Source organism: Streptomyces sp. L2 (assembly GCF_004124325.1).
Classification (GTDB): Bacteria; Actinomycetota; Actinomycetes; order Streptomycetales; family Streptomycetaceae; genus Streptomyces.
On sequence record NZ_QBDT01000001.1, the window covers coordinates 1840737 to 1865826 of the forward strand.

The 25090-nt window shown below is 72.3% G+C and carries 17 protein-coding genes and 1 pseudogene; 3 read left to right on the plus strand and 15 right to left on the minus strand.

Features of this window, described 5'->3' with window-relative positions:
* Positions 1-17: 17 nt before the first annotated feature.
* Entirely contained in the window at positions 18-920 is a 903-nt protein-coding gene (locus tag DBP14_RS07560; RefSeq protein WP_129306258.1) for an aminoglycoside phosphotransferase family protein, read from the plus strand.
* An 11-nt stretch (positions 921-931) separates the two neighbouring features.
* On the opposite strand, the gene DBP14_RS07565 is transcribed toward DBP14_RS07560, so the two are convergent.
* The 12 genes from DBP14_RS07565 to DBP14_RS07620 all read right to left on the minus strand — a co-directional run bounded on the left by DBP14_RS07565 (position 932) and on the right by DBP14_RS07620 (position 18561).
* The gene (locus tag DBP14_RS07565) at positions 932-1426 is read right to left on the minus strand and encodes a GNAT family N-acetyltransferase (protein ID WP_129306259.1); all 495 of its coding nucleotides are present in this window, start codon (positions 1424-1426) and stop codon (positions 932-934) included.
* Positions 1427-1506: 80 nt separating this feature from the next.
* Entirely contained in the window at positions 1507-3207 is a 1701-nt protein-coding gene (locus DBP14_RS07570; protein WP_129306260.1) for a proline--tRNA ligase, read from the minus strand.
* 92 nt (positions 3208-3299) lie between these two features.
* Positions 3300-3857: a GNAT family N-acetyltransferase gene (locus tag DBP14_RS07575; protein WP_129306261.1), complete on the minus strand. Its 558-nt coding sequence runs from the start codon at positions 3855-3857 to the stop codon at positions 3300-3302.
* A 63-nt stretch (positions 3858-3920) separates the two neighbouring features.
* Positions 3921-4769, minus strand: a complete 849-nt coding sequence (locus DBP14_RS07580) for a GNAT family N-acetyltransferase (protein ID WP_129306262.1) — start codon at positions 4767-4769, stop codon at positions 3921-3923.
* Between the two features lie 213 nt (positions 4770-4982).
* A complete protein-coding gene (ispG, locus tag DBP14_RS07585) occupies positions 4983-6140 on the minus strand; it encodes a flavodoxin-dependent (E)-4-hydroxy-3-methylbut-2-enyl-diphosphate synthase (protein WP_129306263.1) in 1158 nt (385 codons plus the stop codon).
* Between the two features lie 195 nt (positions 6141-6335).
* Positions 6336-7628, minus strand: coding sequence for a site-2 protease family protein (locus tag DBP14_RS07590; RefSeq protein ID WP_206739431.1), 1293 nt, complete (start codon positions 7626-7628; stop codon positions 6336-6338).
* Between the two features lie 8 nt (positions 7629-7636).
* Positions 7637-8896 (minus strand): 1-deoxy-D-xylulose-5-phosphate reductoisomerase, encoded by a 1260-nt coding sequence (gene dxr, locus DBP14_RS07595; RefSeq protein WP_129306265.1) that lies wholly within the window; start codon positions 8894-8896, stop codon positions 7637-7639.
* 110 nt (positions 8897-9006) lie between these two features.
* Positions 9007-10944, minus strand: a complete 1938-nt coding sequence (locus DBP14_RS07600) for an acyl-CoA dehydrogenase family protein (RefSeq protein ID WP_129306266.1) — start codon at positions 10942-10944, stop codon at positions 9007-9009.
* Between the two features lie 305 nt (positions 10945-11249).
* The gene (locus DBP14_RS07605) at positions 11250-12620 is read right to left on the minus strand and encodes a S53 family peptidase (protein ID WP_129306267.1); all 1371 of its coding nucleotides are present in this window, start codon (positions 12618-12620) and stop codon (positions 11250-11252) included.
* Positions 12621-12876: 256 nt separating this feature from the next.
* Complete coding sequence (locus DBP14_RS07610) at positions 12877-14325, minus strand: aldehyde dehydrogenase family protein (protein WP_129306268.1); 1449 nt, start codon at positions 14323-14325, stop codon at positions 12877-12879.
* A 346-nt stretch (positions 14326-14671) separates the two neighbouring features.
* On the minus strand, positions 14672-16252 hold the full coding sequence (locus DBP14_RS07615; RefSeq protein ID WP_129306269.1) for a PucR family transcriptional regulator: 1581 nt from the start codon (positions 16250-16252) through the stop codon (positions 14672-14674).
* Positions 16253-16392: 140 nt separating this feature from the next.
* Positions 16393-18561 carry an ATP-binding protein gene (locus DBP14_RS07620; protein WP_129306270.1) on the minus strand — a complete coding sequence of 723 codons (2169 nt, stop codon included), beginning with the start codon at positions 18559-18561 and terminating at the stop codon, positions 16393-16395.
* A gap of 250 nt (positions 18562-18811) precedes the next feature.
* On the opposite strand from DBP14_RS07620, the gene gabT reads away from it, so the two are divergent.
* Both gabT and DBP14_RS36705 read left to right on the plus strand, forming a co-directional pair.
* Positions 18812-20146, plus strand: a complete 1335-nt coding sequence (gene gabT / locus DBP14_RS07625) for a 4-aminobutyrate--2-oxoglutarate transaminase (RefSeq protein WP_129306271.1) — start codon at positions 18812-18814, stop codon at positions 20144-20146.
* A 699-nt stretch (positions 20147-20845) separates the two neighbouring features.
* Positions 20846-21103 (plus strand): annotated as a pseudogene (locus tag DBP14_RS36705) (phosphatase PAP2 family protein); the annotation flags it as partial.
* A gap of 70 nt (positions 21104-21173) precedes the next feature.
* On the opposite strand, the gene DBP14_RS07635 reads toward DBP14_RS36705, so the two are convergent.
* The 3 genes from DBP14_RS07635 to DBP14_RS07645 form a co-directional block, all read right to left on the minus strand.
* Positions 21174-22982, minus strand: a complete 1809-nt coding sequence (locus tag DBP14_RS07635; protein ID WP_129306272.1) for a glycoside hydrolase family 18 protein — start codon at positions 22980-22982, stop codon at positions 21174-21176.
* A gap of 85 nt (positions 22983-23067) precedes the next feature.
* Positions 23068-23526, minus strand: coding sequence for a hypothetical protein (locus tag DBP14_RS07640; protein ID WP_129306273.1), 459 nt, complete (start codon positions 23524-23526; stop codon positions 23068-23070).
* A gap of 120 nt (positions 23527-23646) precedes the next feature.
* A complete protein-coding gene (locus DBP14_RS07645) occupies positions 23647-25077 on the minus strand; it encodes an FAD-dependent oxidoreductase (protein WP_129306274.1) in 1431 nt (476 codons plus the stop codon).
* Positions 25078-25090: the final 13 nt, after the last annotated feature.

Sequence of the window (25090 nt, forward strand, 5' to 3'; positions counted from 1 at the left end):
GAAGGAACGACTCGCGCATGGCTTTCGAACCGCCGAAGCGTCTGGTCCGGGCGCTCGGGGAGACGGCGCCGGCCGGTGACGACTGGCTGGCGCGGCTGCCCCAGGCGGCCGAACGAGCGGTCGGAGAGCGCGAGTTGGTGGTCGAGCGGGTTCAGGTGCCGGGCGGGCGCAGCAGTCTGGTGGTGCTGGTCCGGCGCGCGGACGGCACGCCCGCCGTGCTGAAGCTGGCTCCGCCGCGGGCCCGCCCGGACAGTGAGCGGGCGGCGCTGGCGCACTGGTCCGGACGGGGTGCCGTGGGGCTGCTGGAGGCCGACGCGGGTGCGGGGGTGCTGCTGCTGGAGCGCTTGCACCCGGATGTGTCCCTGCGGTCCCTGCCGGAGGCGAAGGCGCTGCTGGAGGCGGCGGGGACGCTGCGCCGGCTGTGGGTGGAGCCGCCCGACGGGCACGCGTTCGAGACGGTCGAGGACCGCACGGGGCGGCAGGCGGCGGCGATGCGGGCCGGCGCCGACGCGCATCAGGAGGTCGCTCCGCTGGTCGACGCGGCGCTCGCGGCGCGCGAGGAGTTGCTGTCGGTGGCGCCGCCGAGCCGGCGGCTGCTGCACGGCACGTTCCGGCAGAGCAAGGTGCTGGCCGGGGAGCGGATGCACTGGCTGGCGGTGGGTCCGGACCCGGTGGTCGGCGAGTGCGCGTTCGACCTGGCCCGGCTGGTCCGGGACCGGGTGGAGGACCTGATCGCGGCGCCGTCGGGCCCGTCGACGACCCGGCGGCGGATCAAACGGCTCGCGGAGTCCCTGGAGGTGGACCAGGACCGGCTGCGCGGCTGGACGCTGTTCCGCGCGGTGGAGTCCGGCGTCCGCGCCCGCAGGACCGGCCGCGAACGCGACGCGGAACTCCTCCTGGAATTCGCGGCCTGGCTCTGAGCCACGCGCTCTCAGGCGGCGGGGGTGCTCAGGTCGCGCCGGTACCGGGTCGCCGGGCGGTCGTTGATGGTGGTGTCGGCGACCGCTGTGAAGCCGTTGCGTTCGAGGACGGTGCGCGAGGCGCCGTTGTCGAGGGTGGCGACCGCGGTGATGGCGCGCAGGCCGTACTCGGCGGCGGCCAGGCGGCACAGGTCGGCCACCGCCGCCGTCGCGAGGCCCCGGCCGGTGGCGTGTTCGGCGATCCGGTAGCCCAGGGTGGCGCAGCCCTCCTCGACGTCCACGAGGTTGATCCGGCCGACTACTTCGCCCCCGTCGTCCACCAGGACGTGGAAGTGGCAGACGCCGTCCTCCTGTTCGGCGAGGCGGTCGTGGAGCATGGCGTCGAACTCGGCGAAGAAGGCGTCCCCGCGGTCGGGGATCGACCGGGCGAAGTACTCCCTGTTCGCCCGCTCGAAGGCCAGCAGGGCCTCGGCGTGGTCGGTGCGGAGTCGTTCCAGAGTCGGCACGGCGTGTCCCCCGTCCGTAGGTCGAAGACGTCCGCCGGGGGCCGCGGTGGGCCCCCGGCGGACGTCCGGTGTCTGTCCGGTCAGGCCGTCAGGCGGGCGATCGCGTCCTCGACGGACAGCTCCTCGCGCTCGCCGGTCCGGCGGTCCTTCAGCTCCAGCACACCCTCACCGGAGCGGCGGCCCGCGACAAGGATCTTCGGTACGCCGATCAGCTCGGCGTCCGTGAACTTCACGCCCGGGGAGACACCGGCCCGGTCGTCGACCAGGACGCGGACACCGGCGGCGGCCAGCTTCTGCGAGACCTCCAGGGCCAGTTCGGTCTGCAGGGCCTTGCCGGCGGCGACGACGTGCACGTCGGCCGGGGCGACCTCGGCGGGCCAGCACAGGCCCTGCTCGTCGGCGGTCTGCTCGGCGAGCGCGGCGACGGCACGGGAGACGCCGATGCCGTAGGAGCCCATGGTGACCCGGACGGGCTTGCCGTTCTGGCCGAGGACGTCCAGCTTGAGGGCGTCGGTGTACTTGCGGCCCAGCTGGAAGATGTGGCCGATCTCGATGGCGCGGTCCAGCTTCAGGCCGGTGCCGCACTTCGGGCAGGGGTCGCCCTCCTGCACGACGACGACGTCGACGTAGGCGTCGACCTCGAAGTCCCGGCCGGCGACGACGTTCTTGGCGTGCGTGTTCGCCTTGTTGGCGCCGGTGATCCAGGCGGTGCCGGGGGCCACGCGCGGGTCGGCGATGTACGTCACCTTCTCCAGGCCCTGCGGTCCGACGTACCCGCGGACCAGGTCCGGGCGGGCCGCGAAGTCGGCCTCGGTGACCATCTCGACGGTGGCCGGCGCGAAGTGCGCCTCGACCTTGTCCAGGTCCACCTCGCGGTCGCCGGGCACGCCGACGGCGACGATCTCGCCGTCCACCTTGACCAGCAGGTTCTTCAGCGTGGCGGAGGCCGGGACGCCGAGCGAGGCGGCCAGGGTCTCGATGGTCGGGGTGTCCGGGGTGGGGATGTCCTCGGCGGCGGGCACGGCGGAGCCGTCCACCGCCCGCAGTTCGTAGTTGATCGCCTCGGTGTTGGCGGCGAAGTCGCAGTTCGGGCAGTCGGCGAAGGTGTCCTCGCCGGCCCCGGCGGGGGCGAGGAACTCCTCGGACTTGGAGCCGCCCATGGCGCCGGCGGTGGCCGCGCAGATGCGGTAGTCCAGGCCGAGCCGCTCGAAGACGCGCTGGTAGGCCTGGCGGTGCAGAGCGTAGGACTCGGCGAGGCCCTCGTCGGCGAGGTCGAAGGAGTACGAGTCCTTCATCAGGAACTCGCGGCCGCGCAGGATGCCCGCCCGGGGGCGGGCCTCGTCCCGGTACTTGGACTGGATCTGGTACAGGATGACCGGGAGGTCCTTGTAAGAGGTCGCCTGGTCCTTCACCAGCAGGGTGAAGATCTCCTCGTGGGTCGGGCCGAGGAGGTAGTCGCCGCCCTTGCGGTCCTTCAGGCGGAACAGCTCGCCGCCGTACTCGTCCCAGCGGCCGGTCGCTTCATAGGGCTCACGCGGCAGCAGGGCGGGGAGCAGGACCTCCTGGGCGCCGATGGCGTCCATCTCCTCGCGGACGATCCGCTCCACGTTGGCGAGGACCTTCTTGCCGAGCGGCAGCCAGCTCCAGATGCCGGCGGCGGTGCGCCGCACGTAGCCGGCGCGGACGAGGAGCTTGTGGCTGAGGACCTCGGCGTCCGCCGGGTCGTCGCGCAGCGTCTTCACCATCAACTGGGACATGCGCTGGACCGGTGCGTTCGCCATGGTTCTCGTACTCCTGCCGGGTATCGGTGATGGCACGAGGTTAGCCGCGTGGCGGGGGCCGGTGGAAATCGGTTATGCCCGTCCCCCGGAAGTCACCACGGCCGGCGGCGCAGCGGGAGGGGGGCGCCCATCACGGCGTACGGCCGCGGGGCGCTCGGGAAGTGGACCTGGCGGGCCAGGTCGACGTAGCCGAGGGAGTGGTAGAGGCCGCGCGCCGGGCTGTCGGTGTCGATCGCGGAGAGGATCGAGCGGGGTTCGGCGGCGCCGTCGGTGAGGGTGGTGATGAGGGTGCGGCCGATGCCGTGGTTCTGGTGGTGGGGGTGGACGTGCAGTTCGGTGATGACGAAGGCGTCGTCCAGCCAGCCGTCGTTGCCGCCGGCGCGCAGGTAGGGCTCGACGACGGTGGACCACCAGTGGCCGCGGTTGTTGGGCATGCCGTACACGAAGCCGGCGAGGCGGCCGTCGGCGGTGGTGGCGCCGAGCGCGCGGGCGCCCTGGTGGCCCATGTGCCGCAGCACGATCTGGCGGCGTACGGCGACCTCGTCGGCGCCGAGCCCGAAGGCGACGGCCTGGACGGCGAGGGCCTCGTCGACGCGGGCGGCGAGGTCGAGGGGGCCGATGGTGACGGCGTCGTCCACGGGGTGCGGCATGCGGGGAGCGTACCCCGGTGGGATCGGGCCCGAGCGGTGCGAGTCGGTCCGGGTCCGGCCGGTCTAGAACAGGACGCTCATGAACGCGCCGACCTCGCGGAACCCCACCCTCAGATAGGTGCGGCGCGCGGGTGTGTTGAAGTCGTTCACGTAGAGGCTCACGATCGGGGCCACGTCGGCGAGGGCGTAGCGCAGCACGGCCGCCATGCCGGGGGCCGCGAGGCCCTGACCGCGGTACTCGGGGGCCACCCACACGCCCTGGATCTGGCAGGCCTCGGCCGTGGCCGCGCCGATCTCGGCCTTGAAGACGACCTTGCCGTGCTCGTCCAGCCGGGCGAAGGAGCGGCCCGAGCCGACGAGTTCGGCGACCCGGGCCTGGTAGAGCAGCCCGCCGTCCCCGGCCATGGGCGAGACACCGACCTCCTCGGTGAACATCGCCACGCACGCCGGCATGATCGTCTCCATCTCGTCCTTGCGGATGCGACGGAGGTACGGGTCGGGGGCGATGTCGGCGGGCATCCGGTCGGTGACCATCAGCGGCTGCCGGGTGCGGACCTCGCGGGCGGGGCCCCAGCTGGGCTCCAGCAGCCGCCACAGCCGGCTGGTGGACTCCGCGGGGCCGACGATGGAGGAACACCGCCGGCCCGCGCGGCGCGCCCGGTCCGCGAAGGCGCGTACGGCCCTGGGGGTGGCGCAGATCGGGACCAGGTTGGCGCCCGCGTAGCACAGGGACGTGAGCATGCCGTCCTCGTACCAGCCCCACATCTCGCCGCCGAGACGCCAGGGGTCGAGACCGGCGACGCGGACGCGCGAGGTCACGAAGGCGTTGGCGACGGGCTCGCGGTCGAGGACGGCGAGCGCGGCTTCGAGGTCACTCGGTTCGAGGACCCGTGAGGTGGTCTGGGTCAACACGTGCGGGGCCTCACGCTGGGGTTCTGCTGGTTTCCGCACTATAGCTGCGCTGGCTTGGCCGTGCGCCTTTCAGCTCGGGGGGCTTGGGATTCCGGGCGGGTGCGGGCCGTTTGTGGCTGGTCGCGCCCACGCGGCGGAGCCGCATATCAGCACAGCCCCGCGCCCCTTCGGGGCTCGGCCCCCTTCGGGGCGCCGAGCCCGTGCTGGGGCGCGTCAGCCGGCTACCGCTACCGACGGTTCGCCGGAAGGGGTGCCGTCCTTTTCCATCTGCTCGGCCAGCTTCATGGCCTCTTCGATGAGGGTCTCCACGATCTTGGACTCGGGGACGGTCTTGATGACCTCGCCCTTGACGAAGATCTGGCCCTTGCCATTGCCGGAGGCGACGCCCAGGTCGGCCTCGCGGGCCTCACCGGGGCCGTTGACGACACAGCCCATCACCGCGACGCGCAGGGGGACGTCCATGCCGGTAAGGCCCGCGGTGACCTCCTCGGCGAGCTTGTAGACGTCGACCTGGGCGCGGCCGCAGGAGGGGCAGGAGACGATCTCCAGACCTCGCTGCCGCAGATTCAGCGACTCCAGGATCTGGATGCCGACCTTGACCTCTTCGACGGGCGGGGCGGAGAGGGAGACGCGGATGGTGTCGCCGATGCCCTGGGAGAGCAGCGCGCCGAAGGCCACCGCGGACTTGATCGTGCCCTGGAAGGCGGGGCCGGCCTCGGTGACGCCGAGGTGGAGGGGGTAGTCGCACTGCTCGGCGAGCTGGCGGTACGCCTCGATCATCACGACCGGGTCGTTGTGCTTCACGGAGATCTTGATGTCCCGGAAGTCGTGCTCCTCGAAGAGGGACGCCTCCCACAGCGCCGATTCCACCAGCGCCTCCGGCGTCGCCTTGCCGTACTTCTCCAGCAGACGGCGGTCCAGGGAACCCGCGTTCACGCCGATGCGGATCGGGGTGCCGTGGTCCTTCGCGGCCCGCGCGATCTCCTTGACCTTGTCGTCGAACTGCTTGATGTTGCCCGGGTTCACACGGACCGCGGCGCAGCCGGCCTCGATCGCCGCGAACACGTACTTCGGCTGGAAATGGATGTCCGCGATCACCGGGATCTGCGACTTGCGGGCGATCGTCGCCAGCGCGTCCGCGTCGTCCTGCGTCGGACACGCCACCCGCACGATCTGGCAGCCCGACGCCGTCAGCTCCGCGATCTGCTGCAACGTCGCACCCACGTCCGACGTCCGCGTCGTCGTCATCGACTGCACCGACACCGGCGCGTCCCCGCCGACCGCCACGGACCCGACCTGGATCCGCCGGCTCTTGCGGCGCTCGGCGAGCTTGGTCGGAACGGACGGCATGCCGAGAGAAATCGCAGTCATCTGCTGTGCAACCCCAAGTCGTGGATCAAGGTCCGGTCCCGTGAACGGCGGGCTCCAGCCTCCGAGATTACGTCACCGCCCGGGCCGTCGGCACATTCCGCCCGGCAAACCCACCCAATGGATGGCGGCCCGGAACCAGCCGTTCCGAGCCGCCGAAAGTGGTGCTGCCAAGTGATGCCGACCCAAGGGCGCGGGCTAAGAGATCTTGACCGGGTTCACCACGTCCGCCACGAGGACGAGGAGGGTGAAGCAGACGAAGATTCCCGCGACCACGTACGCCACCGGCATCAGCTTCGCCACGTCGAACGGACCGGGGTCCGGGCGGCGCAGCACCCGGGCCAGGTTGCGGCGCAGCGACTCCCACAGGGCGCCGGCGATGTGGCCGCCGTCGAGCGGGAGGAGGGGGAGCATGTTGAAGAGGAACAGGGAGAGGTTGAAGCCGGCGAGGACGAAGACGAACATGGCGAGCTGCTGCGAGGCCGGGATGTTCAGCGTGGCGATCTCGCCGGTGACGCGGGCGGCGCCGACGATGCCCATCGGGGAGTCCGGCTCGCGCGGGCCGTCACCGAAGGCCGCGTCCCACAGGGCCGGGATCTTGCCGGGCAGCGAGACGAGGGAGTCGACGGCGTCGCCGACGCGGTCGTCCATCCAGGTCACCGACTCGCCGAAGCTCTGCCGTTCGACGCCGGTCGCGGAGCTGAAGCCGAGGAAGCCGGCCTTGACGTACTTGCCGGGGACGTAGGTGCCGCTGGAGTCCTTCTCGGCCACCTGGTTCGTGGCGATCTTCGCGTGCAGGGTCTGCTCCTGGCCCTTGCGCTCGACGACGATCGCGACGTTCTTGCCGACGCTGTCCCGGATGAGGTCCGACAGCTTGTCCCAGTCCTTGGTGGACTTGCCGTCGAAGGAGACGATTCGGTCGCCGGCCTTCAGTCCGGCGGCCTGGGCCGGGGAGGCCGGGTCGGACTTCTTGCAGGTGTCGCGGTTCTGGCTCTGCGCGATGACGCAGGGCGAGACCGAGGAGACGGTGGTCGTCTGCTGCTGGATGCCGAAGCCCATCAGCACGGTGAGGAACAGGCCGACGGCCAGGATCAGGTTCATGAAGGGGCCGGCGAACATGACGATGACGCGCTTCCACGGCTTGCGCGTGTAGAACATGCGCGTCTCGTCGCCCTCCTTCAGCTCCTCGAAGGCGGCCGAGCGGGCGTCCTCGATCATGCCGCGCCAGGGCGAGGTGGAGCGGGCGGAGACCCGGCCGGCGTCGTCGGGCGGGAACATGCCGATCATGCGGATGTAGCCGCCGAGCGGGACCGCCTTGATGCCGTACTCGGTGTCGCCCTTGGTGCGCGACCAGATGGTCGGGCCGAAGCCGACCATGTACTGCGGGACGCGGATGCCGAAGAGCTTGGCCGTGGACAGGTGCCCCAGCTCGTGCCACGCGATCGAGACGAGCAGGCCGACCGCGAAGACCACTATGCCGAGGATGAACATCAAGGTCGTCATGCACGCGCCTCCGCGGTCTCCGTCTGGCCGGTCAGTTCACGGGCCCGGGCCCGGGCCCAGGTCTCCGCTTCGAGGACGTCCGACACGGTGAGTGAAGTTCCCGCGACGGGGGTGCCGTGTTCCTCCACCACCCGGGTGACGGTCTCCATGATGCCGTTGAAGGGCAGGGCGCCGCTGCGGAAGGCCTCGACGCACTCCTCGTTGGCGGCATTGAACACCGCCGGGGCGGTCCCCGCGAGCCGCCCCACGTGCCGGGCGAGGTTCACCGAGGGGAACGCCTCGTCGTCCAGCGGGAAGAACTCCCACGTGGCGGCCTTGCTCCAGTCGAAGGCCGGCGCGGCGTCCGGGACGCGCTCGGGCCAGCCCAGGCCGACGGCGATGGGCCCGCGCATGTCGGGCGGTGTCGCCTGGGCGATCGTGGATCCGTCGGTGAACTCGACCATCGAATGAACATACGACTGCGGGTGCACGACCACCTCAATGCGGTCGAAGGGAATGTCGTAGAGGAGGTGCGCCTCGATGACTTCCAGTCCCTTGTTGACCAGGGTCGCGGAGTTGATGGTGATCACCGGGCCCATCGCCCAGGTGGGGTGGGCGAGGGCGTCCTCGACGGTGACGTCTCCCAGCTCGGCCTTCGTACGGCCGCGGAACGGGCCGCCGGAGGCGGTGACGACGAGCTTGCGGACGTCGGCGCGGGTGCCGGCGGCGAGGGCCTGGAACAGCGCGGCGTGCTCGGAGTCGACCGGGATGATCTGGCCGGGCTTGGCGAGCGCCTTGACCAGGGGGCCGCCGACGATGAGCGACTCCTTGTTGGCGAGCGCGAGGGTGCGGCCCGCCTCCAGGGCTGCGAGGGTCGGCGCGAGACCGATGGAGCCGGTGATGCCGTTGAGCACGGTGTGGCAGTCGGAGCCCGCCAGCAGGGTGGCCGCGTCGGGTCCGGCGAGGATCTCGGGCAGCGGCTCGGCGCCGTAGTGCGCGGTGAGCGCCTCGCGCAGGGCCGGTACGACGTCCTCGCGGGCCACGGCGACGGTCCGCACCTTGAGGGTGTGGGCCTGCTCGGCGAGGAGGGCGACGCGTCCGCCGTTGGCGGAGAGCGCGGTGACCCGGAAGCGGTCGGGGTGGCGCCGTACGAGGTCGATGGCCTGGGTGCCGATGGACCCGGTGGAGCCGAGGATCACCACGTCCTTGGGGCCGTCGCCGGCGCCGGGATCGAAGACGAGGTGCGGGTCCGCGAGTGGGGCTGGGCTGTCGCTCATCCCCCCATTGTGGCCGCTGCCGGCGCCCGCGCGGGCAGCGCGTCCCCCGAGCGGGCGCGTCGGCGGCTTTCACGGCCTTATGTGGGGAATGTCCCGACGTGCAGACGGCGTCAGCCGCCGAACGGCCGCCGTACGTTCTCCCGCTCGCTCGGGCCGGGGGTGGCGTCGGCGATCCACGCGCCGTCCGTCGAGGGGTCGATGATCCCTTCCTCCAGCCACTCGTAGGCGCCGCCGAGGACGCCCTTGACCACCGTGCGGTCCAGGTCGTCGGTGTTGGTCCACAGCCGGTTGAAGAGTTCCTCGACGCGGATGCGGGCCTGGCGGCAGAAGGCGTCGGCGAGTTGATAGGCCTCGCGGCCGTGGTCGCCTTCGGCACGCAGCCGTTCGGCGCGCACGCAGGCGGCGCTCATCGCGAACAGTTCGGCGCCGATGTCGACGATCCGTCCGAGGAAGCCCTGCTTGGTCTCCATCCGGCCCTGCCAGCGGGACATGGCGTAGAAGGTGGACCGGGCGAGTTTGCGGGCGTGCCGCTCGACGTAGCGGAGGTGGCCGGAGAGGTCGACCTCCCGTTTGAACTCGCCGTAGGCGGTGGGGAGCTGGCCGGGGCCGGCGACGAGTTTCGGCAGCCACTTGGCGTAGAAGACGCCGGCGCCCGCGCCCGCCTTCGCCTTGTCGGACAGGGACTTGTCGGGGTCGATGAGGTCGCCGGCGACGGAGAGGTGGGCGTCGACGGCCTCGCGGGCGATGAGGAGGTGCATGATCTCGGTGGAGCCCTCGAAGATCCGGTTGATGCGCAGGTCCCGCAGGATCTGCTCGGCGGGCACCCCGCGTTCGCCGCGCGCGCGGAGCGACTCGGCGGTCTCGTAGCCGCGCCCGCCGCGGATCTGGACGAGTTCGTCGGCCATCAGCCAGGCCATCTCGGAGCCGTACAGCTTGGCGAGGGCGGCCTCGATGCGGATGTCGTTGCGGTCCTCGTCGGCCATCTGGGACGACAGGTCGAGGACGGCCTCCAGGGCGAAGGTGGTCGCGGCGATGAAGGAGATCTTGGCGCCGACGGCTTCGTGCAGCGCGACCGGCTTGCCCCACTGCTCGCGTTCGGCGGCCCACTGGCGGGCGATCTTCAGGCACCACTTGCCGGCGCCGGCGCACATCGCGGGCAGGGAGAGGCGTCCGGTGTTGAGGGTGGTGAGGGCGATCTTCAGGCCGGCGCCCTCGGGGCCGATGCGGTGGGCGGCTGGCACCCGGACCTGGTGGAAGCGGGTGACGCCGTTCTCGATGCCGCGCAGGCCCATGAAGGCGTTGCGGTTCTCGACGGTGATGCCCTCGGACGCGGCCTCGACGACGAAGGCGGTGATGCCGCCCTTGTGCCCCTCGGACTTCGGCACGCGCGCCATGACGACGAGCAGGTCGGCGACCACCCCGTTGGTGGTCCAGAGTTTCACCCCGTCGAGGACGTAGTCGTCGCCGTCGGGCACCGCGCTGGTGGCGAGGCGGGCCGGGTCGGAGCCGACGTCGGGCTCGGTGAGCAGGAAGGCGGAGATGTCGGTGCGGGCGCAGCGGGGCAGGAAGGCGTCCTTCTGCTCCTGGGTGCCGAACATCTTGAGCGGCTGGGGCACGCCGATGGACTGGTGGGCGGAGAGCAGCGCGCCGACGGCGGGGCTGACGGAGCCGACGAGGGCGAGGGCCTTGTTGTAGTAGAGCTGGGTGAGGCCGAGACCGCCGTACTTGGGGTCGATCTTCATGCCGAGGGCCCCGAGCTCCTTCAGGCCCGCGACGACCTCGTCGGGGATGCGGGCCTCGCGCTCGATGCGGGCGGGGTCGATCGTGCTCTCGCAGAAGTCGCGCAGCCGGGCGAGGAACTCCTCGCCGCGCCGTACGGCCTCGTCGTCCGGGAGGGGGTGGGGGTGGATGAGGTCGAGCCGGAAGCGTCCGAGGAACAGTTCCTTGGCGAAGCTGGGCTTGCGCCAGTCCTGTTCCCGGGCGGCCTCCGCCACCTGGCGTGCCTCGCGTTCGGTGACGGTGGTGCGTTGGGTGGTGGGGGCGGACATGAGGCTCACCTCGCCGCGAAGAGGGACGATGGGTACCGGTCGTCACCGACCAGTTGCTACTGGATCGTTGGTACCCGAATCGGCGGGGCCTCACCACCCCTCGCGCGTCCGATCGGCCGATTAGGGCCTGTCCGGCGGATCAGGTCGCAGGAGATCGGCGGGACCTCATCAGCCCCGCGTCCGCGGCATGATCCGCCGGACAGGCCCTGGGTCCCTCTGGACGGCGAGGGACCCGGCACCAGATGCGCGGTGCCGGGTCCCTCGTGTGGTGCAGTGTGTGGCGCTGTCAGGCCGTGGCCCGGGCGTCAGCCGTGGCGGGCGGCCTTCGCCAGGGCCGGGACGAAGCGGAGGGCGTCGAGGGTGCCGACGCCGGTCGCCATGTCGTAGCCGTTGACGGCCTTGTAGCCCTTGACGCCCTCGTAGCTGTTGTCCGTGCCGTCCTTGACGTCGACGATGCCCCGGTCCTTGTGCTTGAGGAGCTTGTAGAGGGCCTCGTGGATGTCGCCCACGCGGTGGCCGGCGGCCTGGTCGGCGAGGGCGACGATGCCCGAGAAGAGCGGGGCGGCCTCGCTGGTGCCGCCGGAGACGCCCCAGCCGACGGAGGTCGGGTCGTAGCTGGAGTACGCCCAGGCGCCGCCGTTGACCGCGGCGGCCATGGAGATGTCCGGGGTGCCGCGGCGGCTGCCGACGGTCTTCTTCACGCCGTTCTGGTACGAGGGGCGGGTGAAGACGTGGGACTGGCCGCCGCCGCCCGCGCCGTAGTCGTTGTAGACGCTGTCCGGCTTGACGCGCTGGCCCTTGTCGTTCAGGTGGAGCTGGGTGCCGCCGATGGAGGTGACCAGCGGGTCGGAGGAGGGCCAGGAGTTGACGCGCTTCTTGTAGTAGCCCTTGCCGTCCGCGGTGCTGTCGGTGGCGCCGCCGTCACCGGAGGAGGCGAGCACGGTCACGTGCTTGCGCCGGGCGTCCTCGAAGGCGTACCGCAGCTTCTTGATGCTGGTGAAGTCGCCCCGGGCGAAGCCGGGGAAGGTGTTCTCGGTGGCGCCGAAGCTCTGGCTGATGACGTCGCCGACGCCGTGGTCGATCAGGTACTTCTCGGCGGACATCATCTCCGGCAGGCCGGTGGTGCCCTCGGTCTCCGCGACCGCCGTCTCCACCAGGACGATCTTCGCGCCCGGCGCGACGGCGTGCGCCATCTCGACGTCGAGGCTGGTCTCGCCCGCCCAGCCGGTCATGTCGGAGTTCTTGGGGTCGAACTTGGGCACGTGGCCCCACTTCACGACCTTGACCTTGGTGTGGGGCAGCCCGAACTGCTTGCTGTAGACGTCCAGGTCGTGCTGGACGGTCGGGGACCCGAAGGAGTCGACGATGACGATCGTCCGGCCCTTGCCGGTGACGCCCTTCTTGTACAGCGGGTTCAGGTGGTAGGCGGTGCGGTACTGCAGCGGGTTGTAGCAGTTGATGTGCCACTTGGACTGGCACTGGCCGATGGGCAGCGGGCTGGTCGCGCCCCGGACCAGGGTGTGCCCCGCGACGGCCGGGGCCGCGAAGGTGTGCGGCACGGCGGAGGGCGCGGCGCTGGTGGCGCCGGCCTGGGAGGTGACCGCCAGTGCGGCGGCGACGAGCGCGACGGTGGCGGCGGACGCCGCGACGCCGCGCCCGGGACGGGCTATCTGCATGTGTTCCCCTGAGTGATACCGAGACGTCCTCATCAGGACGTGGTGGTCAGGCGCATCACATCGGGTGAGTCATGGACAGGACAAGACCCGGAGTACGGATCTTGAACCGCCGATGCCGAATCCTTTACCGGGGAGCAGGAAAGCGACGGGAGAGCGAACCGGAAAGCGACCGGGAAAGGCGTGTGAACGGCGGACGGCCGCAGCCCCCGCACAGTGGGCTGCGGCCGTCCGGTTTTTCCGACCTGTCCGTGGCAGGTCAGAGCGCGAGACCGGTGAGGACCAGCACGCGCTCGTATGTGTAGTCGTCCATCGCGAACTTCACGCCCTCGCGGCCCACGCCGGACTGCTTGGCGCCGCCGTACGGCATCTGGTCGGCGCGGTAGGACGGGACGTCGCCGACGACGACGCCGCCGACCTCCAGGGCGCGGTGGGCGCGGAAGGCGGACTGCACGTCGTGGGTGAACACGCCAGCCTGCAGGCCGTACTTGGAGTCGTTGACCGCGGCGAACGCCTCGGCCTCGCCCGTCACCTTCTGCACGGTGAGGACGGGGCCGAAGACCTCCTCGCAGGACAGCGTCGCGTCCGCCGGTACGCCGGTGAGGACGGTCGGCGCGTAGGCGGCGCCGTCCCGCCTGCCCCCGGTGAGCAGCTCGGCGCCCGCGGCGACGGCCTCGTCCACCCAGGACTCCACCCGCTTGGCGGCGTCCTCGCTGACCAGCGGGCCGACGTCGGTCGCGTCGTCGGCGGGGTCACCGGTGCCCTGGGCCTCGACGGCGGCGACGATGCGCGGCAGCAGGCGGTCGTACACCGAGGCGTCGGCGATGACCCGCTGCACGGAGATGCAGGACTGGCCGCCCTGGTAGTTGGAGAACGTCGCGATGCGCTGCGCGGCCCAGTCCAGGTCGGCGTCGCTCGCGTAGTCGGCGAGGACTACGGCCGCGCCGTTGCCGCCCAGCTCCAGGGTGCAGTGCTTGCGCGGCACCGAGTCCATGATCGCGTAGCCGACCTTCTCGGAGCCGGTGAAGGAGATGACCGGCAGGCGCTCGTCCTGGACCAGGGCGGGCATCCTGTCGTTGGTGACCGGCAGGATCGACCAGGAGCCGGCCGGCAGGCCCTCGGTCTCGGCGAGCAGGTCGCCGAGGATCAGGCCGGACAGCGGGGTGGCCGGGGCCGGCTTGAGGATGATCGGCACGCCGGCGGCGATCGCGGGGGCGATCTTGTGGGCGCACAGGTTCAGCGGGAAGTTGAAGGGCGCGATGCCGAGGACGACGCCCTTGGGGAAGCGGCGGGTGAGGGCGAGGCGGCCCTGGCCGCCGGCGTCGGTGTCGAGCCGCTGGGCCTCGCCGCCGTTGAACCGGCGGGCCTCCTCGGCGGCGAACCGGAACACGGAGACCGCGCGGCCGACCTCGCCGCGGGCCCACTTGATCGGCTTGCCGTTCTCGGCGGAGATCAGCTGGGCCAGTTCCTCGGCGCGCTCGGCGATGCGCTTGCTGACGTGGTCGAGGGCGGCGGCGCGCACGTGGGCCGGGGTGGCGGCGAAGTCCTCGCGGACGGCGTGGGCGGCGGCGACGGCCTCTTCGACCTGGGCGTCGGTCGGGACGCTGACCGTGCCGACGAGGCGGCCGTCCCACGGGGAGGTGACGTCGAAGGTGGCCTCGCCGGTGGCCTGGCGGCCGGCGAGCCAGAAGGCGTGGGTGGAAGTCATTGTCGAGTCCCGGCCCTTCCGCGTGAGAGGTGTGCGATCGGTTCGTGGTCCACGGTAGGGGTGGAGGGCGGCGGGGTCGCTTGTCCGGGGTGTACGGGTGCGGGGGGTCGATACGCCGGTTTGGCGGGGTGGGGTGGGGTGGGCCCGGGGGTTTCTCGCCCCCGCCGCCCCTACCCGTCCCGTCCTTCAGGGGCTCCGCCCCTGGACCCCGGTCGGCCTTCGGGCGGCGGGCGCCGTCGCCGGGTGCGGGCACGCTGGGGCTGGTCGCGCAGTTCCCCGCGCCCCTGGCGGGACTGCAGCGCGGTCGGCCGTGCAGCGACCGTGACTGCGACTCCTCTCAGCCCCCTCAGTCGCCGGACTGGCCGGAGGACGTCGCCTTCAGGGCCAGCCAGAGTTCCATTCGGGCGTCGGGGTCGTCGAGGGAGCGGCCGAGGATCTCCTCGACGCGGCGCATGCGGTAGCGGAGGGTGTGGCGGTGGACCCCGAGGTCGGCGGCGGCGGCGTCCCACTGGCCGTGGCGGGAGAGCCAGGCGCGGAGGGACGCGACCAGGTCGCCGCGGCCCGTGGCGTCGTGCTCGTGGAGGGCGCGCAGCAGGCCGTCGGCGAAGGCCCGTACCGCGTCGTCGGCCAGCAGGGGCAGCACCGAACCGGCCGCGACCTGCTCGTGCTCGACCAGGACCCGGCCGCGCCGCCGGGCCACGGACAGCGCCTGCTCGGCCTGCTTGTAGGCGGCGGCAGCGGCGACGGTGCCGACGGGTGCCGACAGGCCGACGACCAGTTCGTCCTCGTCGCCCGCCGGTTCGGGCACGGCCCGCGCCGACTCCAGCGCGGCGGCGTGCGCGGCGCAGGCGGCCACGGCCGCGCCGCCGTCGGCCGCGAGCACCACCAGCCGCTCCCCCTCCGGTACGACGAGGACGGCCTCGCCGGAGCGGGCCGCGGCCGACTCGGCCGCTTCGGTGAGGGCCCCGAGGGGGTCCCCGCCGGCCGGCTGTTCGGCGACGATCATCCGGAACGGGGCGTCGAGCAGCCCGCCGTACAGGTCGCCGGCGACGGCCCGGGCGTGGTCGGGCTGCCCGGCGAGCAGCATGCGCAGCACCGCCGCCCCGATCCGCTGCTCGGCCGCGTGCAGCGAGCGGGAGCGTTCGGTGGTGAGGGTGAGCAGGGCGATGGCGGAGTGGACGGCGTAGCGCTCGGCGGTGCCGAGGGTGGCGGCCGTGCCCACGGCGAGGGCCGCGCGCGGCCGGCGGCCGGTGCCGAGAGAGTGCAGTTCGATCCGGTCCTCGTGTTCGGGGCCGCCGACCACCGCGGAGGCGGGTGCCGGCCGGTCCCGGAGCCGTTCCACGTCCGGGGTGAGCCGCGCCGCCCTGCGGCCCGCCCATTCGGGCGCGGTGGCGACGACGGCGCCGGACGCGTCGTAGAGGGCCGCCCACCCGTCGACCTGGCCGGCGAGCGCGGCGAGGAGCCCCTCGGGGCCGGCGGTGAGAGCCTGCTTGGTGAGTTCGCGCTGGGCTGCGAAGCCCGCCGTGACCGCCCGGTACTGGTCGGCGGCGATCGCGGCGGACACCGCCTTGCTGATCGCGAGGAACGGGGTGCGCCGGGGCACCTCCAGCAGCGGCAGCCCCTCCTCCGCGGCGGCGTCGACGAGTGCGGCGGGGATGTCGTCGTAGTTGACGCCTATCGCGAAGCCCAGCCCGACCACACCGGCCCCGGCCAGCCGCTTCACGTAGCGGCGCATCGCCACCGGGTCCTCCGCGTCCAGCTTGAGGGCGGTGATCAGCAGCAGCTCCCCGCCCTCCATGTAGGGGACGGGGTCGGCCAGCTCGCTGACGTGGGCCCAGCGGACGGGCACGTCGAGGCGGTCCTCCCCCGCGCGCACGGTCAGCTTGAGCGCGGTGTGGTGGACGAGCGAGGCGAGCGTCGGGGGCATGGTGCCTTCAAGGAGTTTCGAAGAACGACGTTCCGGATTTTTGGCCGTCGCGTATGAACAGCCTAGGCCGATTCTGCCGCACCGTACGATCCGTCGATCCCCGCAGCCCGCCGCCCGCCACTCCCCGCCGGCATCGGACCTCAGCTCCGCAGGTCCACCAGTACCGGGGGCGCGTGCTCGCCGCGCACGGTCGTCAGGGACAGCACCGCGTGGCCCGGTGGGACGGCGTGCGCCAGTTCGGAGGCGGACCAGCGTTCGCGTTCGACCTGCCGGACGGTGACGGCCCGGGCGGTCGGCGCCTGGCCGGTGATGACCCGGCGCAGCATGTGCACGGCCTTGCCGGCCGGGGTCTCGGCGATGATCTGCCGGTCGGTGACGTCCCGGGTCTCGGTCCACTCCTTGCCCCAGACCTCGGCGAAGTCCTGTCCGTCCCAGGGGGTGAGCCCGGACAGGGCCATCCGGCACCCGGTCGCGCCGAGCAGCGGCCCGCGCAGCGGCCGGGGTACGTCGTCCAGGGTGCGCAGGGTGAGGACGGCGCCGGCGCCGGCGGACCGGAGCCGCTGGATGCCGCGCACGGCCTCCGGGGTGACGGCGCCGGTGGCGTCGTCGAGCAGCAGGCAGGCGAACAGGGACCGGTCCTCGCGGGCCGCGACGCTTGCCGTGAACTGGGCGAGGACGAGGCGGGCGAGGATCCGGGAGGCGTCGGCGTGGCCGCGCTGCGGCAGGTCGATGCGGACGCGGACGGGGTGGTCGAGCGCCTTCAGGGAGAACGGCCGAGACTGTCCGGAGGTGCCGAAGAAGGAGGCGAAGGCGGGCCGGTCGAGCAGGGCGATCCGGTCGGCGAGGACCGTGCCGACGTCCCCGGGGTGGGCCATCTGCCGTTCGCGGGCGTCGAGTTCGCGCAGCAGCGACTCCTGCCCGGTGTCGGTGAGCGCCTTGCGCAGGGCGGCCAGCGGGCCGGGGGTGCCGTCGAGGAGCTGGCGCAGTTCGGGGACGGACGGGAAGCGGTCGTGGACGGCGCGGAACGGTCCGAGGAGCTGGGCGAGGACGGTGGTGGAGCGGCGGCTGTCGCCGCCGGGGTGCGGGTCGGTGAGGTCGCCGACGAGGGCCTCGGCAAGTATGGCGGCGGCCTCGTCGGGGTCGGTGGTGCCGCCGTAGAGGTCGAGGTCGTAGACGGACTCGGAATGTCCGATGCGGACGACGACGTCGTAGGACTCGGCCGGGCCGAGTCCCGCGCCGGCGGCGCCGACCACGACGACGGCGGCGCGGCCGGCGAGGGCGTGCAGACAGAGCGACTCGGCGAGCGGCCGGACCAGGGTGCCGGTCTTGCCGGAGCCGGCCGGGCCGACGGCGACCAGGGAGGTGCCGAGCAGGTCGGGGTCGAGGGCGAGTCCGGCGCCCCGGTAGCCGTAGGGGTTGCGGGGGTCGTCGGCGGCGGTGCCCAGGCGGACCTGACCGGTGAGCAGGTCGTGCCGGGCGTGCCGGGCGGGCAGGTCGCGGTCGCCGGAGGGGTGGGCGCAGGCGGCGGCGCCGTCGGTGAGCACCGCACTGGTGAAGGCGGCGAGGCTGTGCCGGCCGGACCGCACGCCCTGCCAGGCGCGGTTGATCCGGGCGTGGTCGACGTCCCGGAGGAGGCCGGCCCTGGCCTCGGTGGCGAGTCGTTCGGCGGCCTCCGGGGCGCCGGCCCGGCGCAGCTGCGGCCACTCGGCGGGGTCCTGCTCGGGGGCGGGCGGCGGGACCTCCTCGGGCCTCCCTTGCGTCCAGGCGGGCGGGCCGTAGCGGCGCCAGACCTCGCCCCAGCGGCCGAGGCGGCCGACGACCAGCATGATGGCGAGGGCGATGACCGTGTAGTAGCCGTACCAGAGGATGGCGTTGCCGACGCGGTCGTTGCTCTGCCGCCAGGAGTCCGGGGTGAACAGTTCCAGGGGCAGCACCCACCAGCCGCCGAGATAGCCGTTCCACAGCAGGGACCAGACCAGCCAGCCCACCAGGAACGCGATCAGCGCGCCGCTGAGCAGTTGCCGGGCGGGGATCCGCTCGGGTTCCTCGGCGGGGCGGGGCCGGTGCCCGAACCGCCAGACGCCGGGCGCCGCCTCCGGGCGCGGGGCGCGCAGCCAGGTCAGGTACGCCGACCCGTCGGGCCTCGGCGGGGCGCCGGGCGGAGCCGCGGGCATGGGCGGTACGGCGGAGCTCCGGGCGGGCGGCCCGGAGCCGGCCGCGGGCGGCGTGGAGCCCTCCGCCGGTGCCGCAGGGCGTGGCACCGGATGCGCGTGCGTGCCGCGCGGGTCCCGGGTCCCGTCGCTGTCCATCTGCTGTGCCCCCTGACCTGCCGTTCCGTCCACCGTCAGCGAGCCAATCTAACGCCCCGACAGGGCGAGTTCACCGCTTACGCGGCCGAGAGGGCGGGCCGACCGGGCGTACCTCCTGCCGGGCTGCTATGTCCACCACGGACAACGGGCCCCGGCGACAACGCCCACATGGAGCATGCCCACTGTCCGGTCGTGGTCCTAGCCTGCGAGAAAAGAACGAAAGTGTCCCGCAATACCCCAGGAGCCCCGCATGACCGCACTTCCGCAGGAGCGCCGCGTCGTCACCGCCATCCCCGGCCCGAAGTCGCAGGAGCTGCAGGTCCGCCGTACCGCCGCGGTCGCGCAGGGCGTGGGCTCCGTGCTGCCCGTGTTCACCACGCGCGCGGGCGGCGGGATCATCGAGGACGTCGACGGCAACCGCCTGATCGACTTCGGCTCCGGCATCGCCGTGACCAGCGTCGGCGCGTCCGCCGAGGCCGTCGTCCGCCGCGCGAGCGCCCAGCTCGCCGACTTCACCCACACCTGCTTCATGGTCACCCCCTACGAGGGCTACGTGGAGGTCGCCGAGGCGCTCGCCGAGCTGACCCCGGGCGACCACGCGAAGAAGTCGGCGCTGTTCAACAGCGGCGCCGAGGCCGTCGAGAACGCCGTCAAGATCGCCCGCGCCTACACCAAGCGCCAGGCGATCGTCGTGTTCGACCACGGCTACCACGGCCGTACGAACCTCACGATGGCGCTGACCGCGAAGAACATGCCGTACAAGCACGGCTTCGGTCCGTTCGCGCCCGAGGTGTACCGCGTCCCGGTGGCCTACGGCTACCGCTGGCCGACCGGCCCGGAGAACGCGGGCCCCGAGGCCGCCCAGCAGGCCATCGACCAGATCACCAAGCAGGTCGGCCCGGACAACGTGGCCGCGATCATCATCGAGCCGGTGCTCGGTGAGGGCGGCTTCATCGAGCCGGCCAAGGGCTTCCTGCCCGCGATCCGTCAGTTCGCCGCCGACAACGGCATCGTGTTCGTCGCCGACGAGATCCAGTCCGGCTTCTGCCGCACCGGCCAGTGGTTCGCGTGCGAGGACGAGGGCATCGTCCCGGACCTGATCACCACGGCCAAGGGCATCGCCGGCGGTCTGCCGCTGGCCGCCGTGACCGGCCGCGCGGAGATCATGGACGCCGCGCACGCGGGCGGCCTGGGCGGCACGTACGGCGGCAACCCGGTGGCCTGCGCCGGTGCGCTCGGCGCCATCGAGACCATGAAGGAGCTGGACCTCAACGCCAAGGCGAAGAACATCGAGGCGGTCATGAAGTCCCGCCTCGCCGCCATGGCCGAGAAGTTCGACGTGATCGGTGACGTCCGCGGCCGCGGCGCCATGATCGCGATCGAGCTGGTCAAGGACCGCGCCACCAAGGAGCCGAACCCGGAGGCGACCGCCGCGCTGGCCAAGGCCTGCCACGCCGAGGGCCTGCTGGTCCTGACCTGTGGCACCTACGGCAACGTGCTGCGCTTCCTGCCCCCGCTGGTCATCGGCGAGGACCTGCTGAACGAGGGCCTCGACATCATCGAGCAGGCGTTCGCGCGCATCTGAGCACCCTGTTCGCACCGCTGAGGGACGCTGCGGCAGGCCGTGTGAAGAAGGTGTGCGAGGTGGATGGCGGGACGCGATTCCGTCTGCCCAAGCGCCACCGGCTGCCGTAGGTTCTTCTCAGTTGAGAGATACACCCCGCCCGCAGGGGACTGCGGGCGGCATCGGGCCGGGGCCTCCCCAGCTTCGACCTGGTCGTGCCCTCGCGCACACAACCGGGGCCTGACGGCTCCGGGATCTCCTCACCGATCGGACGGTCGCCGCCCCAAACCCCCCGGGGCGCGCGACGTTCCGATCCGGACGGCCGCCCCGGAACGACCCCCCCTGTTCCGGGGCGGCCGACCTCCTTCCCCTCCCGGCCGGCCGTACGGCCTCCTTCTCCGCCGGACCTGCGAAGCTGGGCGGGTGCCGACCTCAGCCCGCCGCCCGTACGCCGTCCTTCTCGCCCTCCTGGGCGTCCCGGCGCTCCTCTTCGCCCTGATCACCTGGCAGGTCCTCACGCACGGCCCGCTGCTGCGCCCGGACGCGCGGCTGAGCCGGGCCCTGGTCCATCCCGACGGCTTCGCCGAGGTGCTCTCCGACCTCGGCGATGTGCAGGTCGCGGTGCCGGTGCTGCTGCTGGCCGCCGGCTACGCAGCCTGGCGGGGCCGTGCCAGTGGTACGGACCTGTGGTGGCTGCCGCCGGTGGCCGCCGTCGCCCTGATGGCGCTGCTCCCTGCGATCGTCGTCCCGCTGAAGGACTGGACCGCCCGGCCGGGCACGCCGGTGGTGCCGCCGGGGACCGGCTACTTCCCGTCCGGTCATACGGCGACGGCGGCGATCGCGTACGGCTCCGCGACCCTGCTGCTCCTCCCCCTGCTCCGCTCCCCCGCCGCACGCCGGACGGCCGTCGGGATCTGCGCGGCCCTCGTGCTCGGGGTGTCGTACGGGCTGGTCCGGCACGGGTACCACTGGCCGCTGGACGTGGTGGCCAGCTGGTGCCTGTGCACCGTGCTGCTGGCCACCCTGTCCCTGCTGTCGAGCCGGCGCCTCAGCCGAAGTACGCGTCGAAGTTCTTCTCGAACTCCCAGTTCGAGTAGCGGTCCCAGTTCACCGACCAGGTCATCAGACCGCGCAGCGTGGGCCAGGTCCCGTGGGTCGCGTACGAGCCGCAGTTCGTCTTCTTCGTCAGGCAGTCCAGGGTCTTGGTGACCTCCGCCGGGGAGACGTAGCCGTTGCCCGCGTTGGTGGAGGCCGGCATGCCGATGGCGACCTGGTCGGGGCGCAGCGGCGGGAAGACGTTGTTCTGGTCGCCGGCCACCGGGAAGCCGGTGAGCAGCATGTCGGTCATGGCGATGTGGAAGTCGGCGCCGCCCATGGAGTGGTACTGATTGTCCAGGCCCATGATCGGGCCGGAGTTGTAGTCCTGGACGTGCAGCAGGGTGAGGTCGTCACGCAGGGCGTAGATGACCGGGAGGTAGGCCCCGCAGCGCGGGTCCTGGCCGCCCCACTTGCCGGTGCCGTAGAACTGGTAGCCGTTCTGCACGAAGAACGTCTCGGGGGCCATGGTGAGGACGAATCCCGAGCCGTACTTGGCCTTCAGGGTCTTCAGGGCCGAGATCAGGTTGACGATCACTGGCGTGGTGGGGTGCTTGAAGTCGGTGTCGTCGGTGTTCAGGGACAACGAGTGGCCCTCGAAGTCGACGTCGAGGCCGTCGAGGCCGTATTGGTCGATGATCTTCGAGACGGAGGAGACGAAGGTGTCGCGGGCGGCGGTCGTGGTCAGCTGGACCTGGCCGTTCTGGCCGCCGATGGAGATCAGCACCTTCTTGCCGGCGGCCTGCTTGGCCTTGATGGCGGCCTTGAAGTCGGCGTCGCTCTCCACGTTCGGGCACTCGGTGACCGGGCAGCGGTTGAACCGTATGTCACCGGAGGTCGGGGAGGTCGGCTCGCCGAAGGCCAGGTCGATGACGTCCCAGCTGTCGGGCACGTCGGCCATGCGGGTGTAGCCGGAGCCGTTGGCGAAGCTGGAGTGGAGGTAGCCGACGAGGGCGTGGGTGGGCAGGCCGGTCGAGCCGCCGCCGTCTCCGCCCCCGCCGCCGGAGGTGGTCGTGGCGGTCACGGCGGCCGACTTCGCGGACTCGCCGGCGTCGTCGCTCGCGGTGACCTGGAAGCTGTACGCCGTCGAGGCGGTAAGTCCGCCGATGGTCGCCGAGGTGCCGGTCACGGTCTGCGCCTTGGTCCCGTCGCGGTAGACGGTGTAGCCGGTGGCGCCGGGCACCGACGACCAGGACAGCGCGACGGAGGAGGCGGTGACCGAGGACGCGGTCAGTCCGGTCGGCGCGGCGGGCGCCTGTTGGGTGCCGCCGCCGGGGCCGGTCAGGGTGATGTCGTCGGCGTAGTAGGCGCCGGTGCCGTACCAGCCGTGGGTGTAGATGGTGACCTTGGTGGTGGAGGGGCCGGTCCGGAAGGTCGTGGTGAGGTGTTGCCAGTCGGGGGCGGACTGGGTCCAGGTGGAGACGTCGGTGGTGCCGGTGCCGCTCGCGCCCAGGTAGACGTAGGAGCCGCGGACGTACCCGGACAGCGTGTACGGCGAGTCGGGCTGGACGGTCACGGTCTGCGCGCACTGGGCGTTGTCGCTGCCGGCCGGGGTCGCCTGCAGCGCGGCGCTGCCGCTGTGCACGGGTGAGGTGACGGTCGTACCGGCGGAGCAGGTCCAGCCGGTCAGGCCGGACTCGAAGCCGCCGTTCTTCGCGAGATCGGCGTCGGCCGCACGGGCGGCCGACGAGAGCGCGGTGATGCCGGACACGGCGAGTGCCGTGGCCGCGAGGAAGGTGACCAAGGGTCTGGTGCGATCCACAGGTGCCTCCGGGCAAGGGGGAGTTGGAGGAGCGGAGCGCCCTCAATTTGGTCCAGACCAATCCTCGTGTCAAGGTGTCCCGGCGTTACCCGTGCTGATCGCGGTCACTTGCCAGCCGTGCCGCCGCCTCGTGCATCGCCAGTTCCAGCAGCGCCGGATCGGTGAGCGTGCCCGAGCCGTCGGGCGGCACGAGCCAGCGCACCCCCCGGGTGGCCCGGCCGGGATACGGCACCACGATCCAGGTGCCGGACCCGGCGGTGCGGATGCCGGTGCCGAGCCAGCGGGCGGCGGTGCCCGGCGGCACGAAGAAACCGACCCGGTTGTCCCCGAAGTCGACGAGCACCGGGCCCGGTTGGTCGAGGACCCGGGTGAGCACGTCGAGGGTGGGATAGCCGAGGTCGCCCGGCAGGATCAGCACGTCCCAGGACCGGCCGGCCGGGAGCAGCGCGACCCCCAAAGGGTTGCGCTCCCATTCCCAGCGGCAGGCGACGGGATCCGGTGCGACCGACACCAGCCATTCGACGGCGGTCTTCGCCCCTGTCATCAGTGGACCTCCCTCTTCGTCGTGGACGCGGGCGCGTCACGAGGGAGAGGGAGGTCCGGGGGCGGCATTACGCGGGTTCCGGCCACTCCTTGGAGTGAACCCGCTCACACGCGGGGACCGTCAGCTGTCGAAGCCGAGCCCCAGCCGGTCCATGGTCCGCAGCCAGAGGTTGCGCCGCCCGTCGTGGGCGTCCGCGCGGGCCAGGGACCACTTGGTGAGGGCGATCCCGGTCCAGGCGAACGGCTCGGGCGGGAAGGGCAGCGGCTTCCTGCGGACCATCTCCAGCGCGGTCCGCTCGGTGCGCTCCCCGTCCAGCAGGTCCAGCATCACGTCGGCGCCGAACCGGGTGGCGCCCACGCCGAGGCCGGTGTAGCCGGCCGCGTACGCCACCCGGCCCTGGTGGGCGGTGCCGAAGAACGCCGAGAAGCGGGAGCAGGTGTCGATCGCCCCGCCCCAGGCGTGGGTGAAGCGGACGCCCTCCAGCTGCGGGAAGCAGGTGAAGAAGTGCCCCGCCAGCTTGGCATAGGTCTCCGGGCGGTCGTCGTACTCGGCGCGCACCCGGCCGCCGTAGTGGTGGACGGCGTCGTAGCCGCCCCACAGGATCCGGTTGTCGGCGGACAGCCGGAAGTAGTGGAACTGGTTGGCCGAGTCGCCGAGTCCCTGGCGGTTCTTCCAGCCGACGCCGGCCAGCTGTCCGGCGCTGAGGGGCTCGGTCATCAGCGCGTAGTCGTAGACCGGGACGGTGTACGAGCGCACGCGCCGGATCAGGTTCGGGAAGATGTTCGTCCCGAGCGCGACGCGGCGGGCGCGCACGGAGCCGTACGGCGTGCGTACGGCCATCCCGGCACCGTAGCTCTTCAAGTCCAGGGCGGGCGTGTGCTCGTACACGCGCACCCCGAGGTCCAGGCAGGCCCGCTTCAGGCCCCAGGCGAGCTTGGCCGGGTGCAGCATGGCCACGCCCCGGCGGTCCCACAGGCCGGCCTGGAAGGTGGGCGAGTCGACCTGCTCGCGCACGGCGTCGGCGTCCAGGAACTCGACACCGTCGGCGAGACCCTTGTCCTGAAGTTCCCGGTGCCAGTCGCGCAGTTCGGCCGCCTGGTACGGCTCGGTGGCGACGTCGATCTCGCCGGTGCGCTCGAAGTCGCAGTCGATGCCGTGCCGGGCGACGGCCGCCTCGATCTCGTCCAGGTTGCGCCGGCCCAGCTTCTCCAGGGTGTGGATCTCGTCGGGCCAGCGGGCCAGGCCGTTGGCCAGGCCGTGGGTGAGGGAGGCGGCGCAGAAGCCGCCGTTGCGGCCGGAGGCGGCCCAGCCCACCTCACGGCCCTCCAGCAGGACCACGTCCCGCCCGGGATCGCGCTCCTTGGCGTTCAGCGCGGTCCACAGTCCGCTGTAGCCGCCGCCGACGACCAGCAGGTCGCAGGTCTCGGCGCCGGTGAGGGCCGGCTCCGGGCGGGGGCGGCCGGGGTCGTCCAGCCAGTACGGGACCGGCTGGGCCTCGGACAGCGCGGCGATCGGGGTGTCTGTGCCACGACTCATGGCGCTCGGGGCCATGATTTCAACTCCC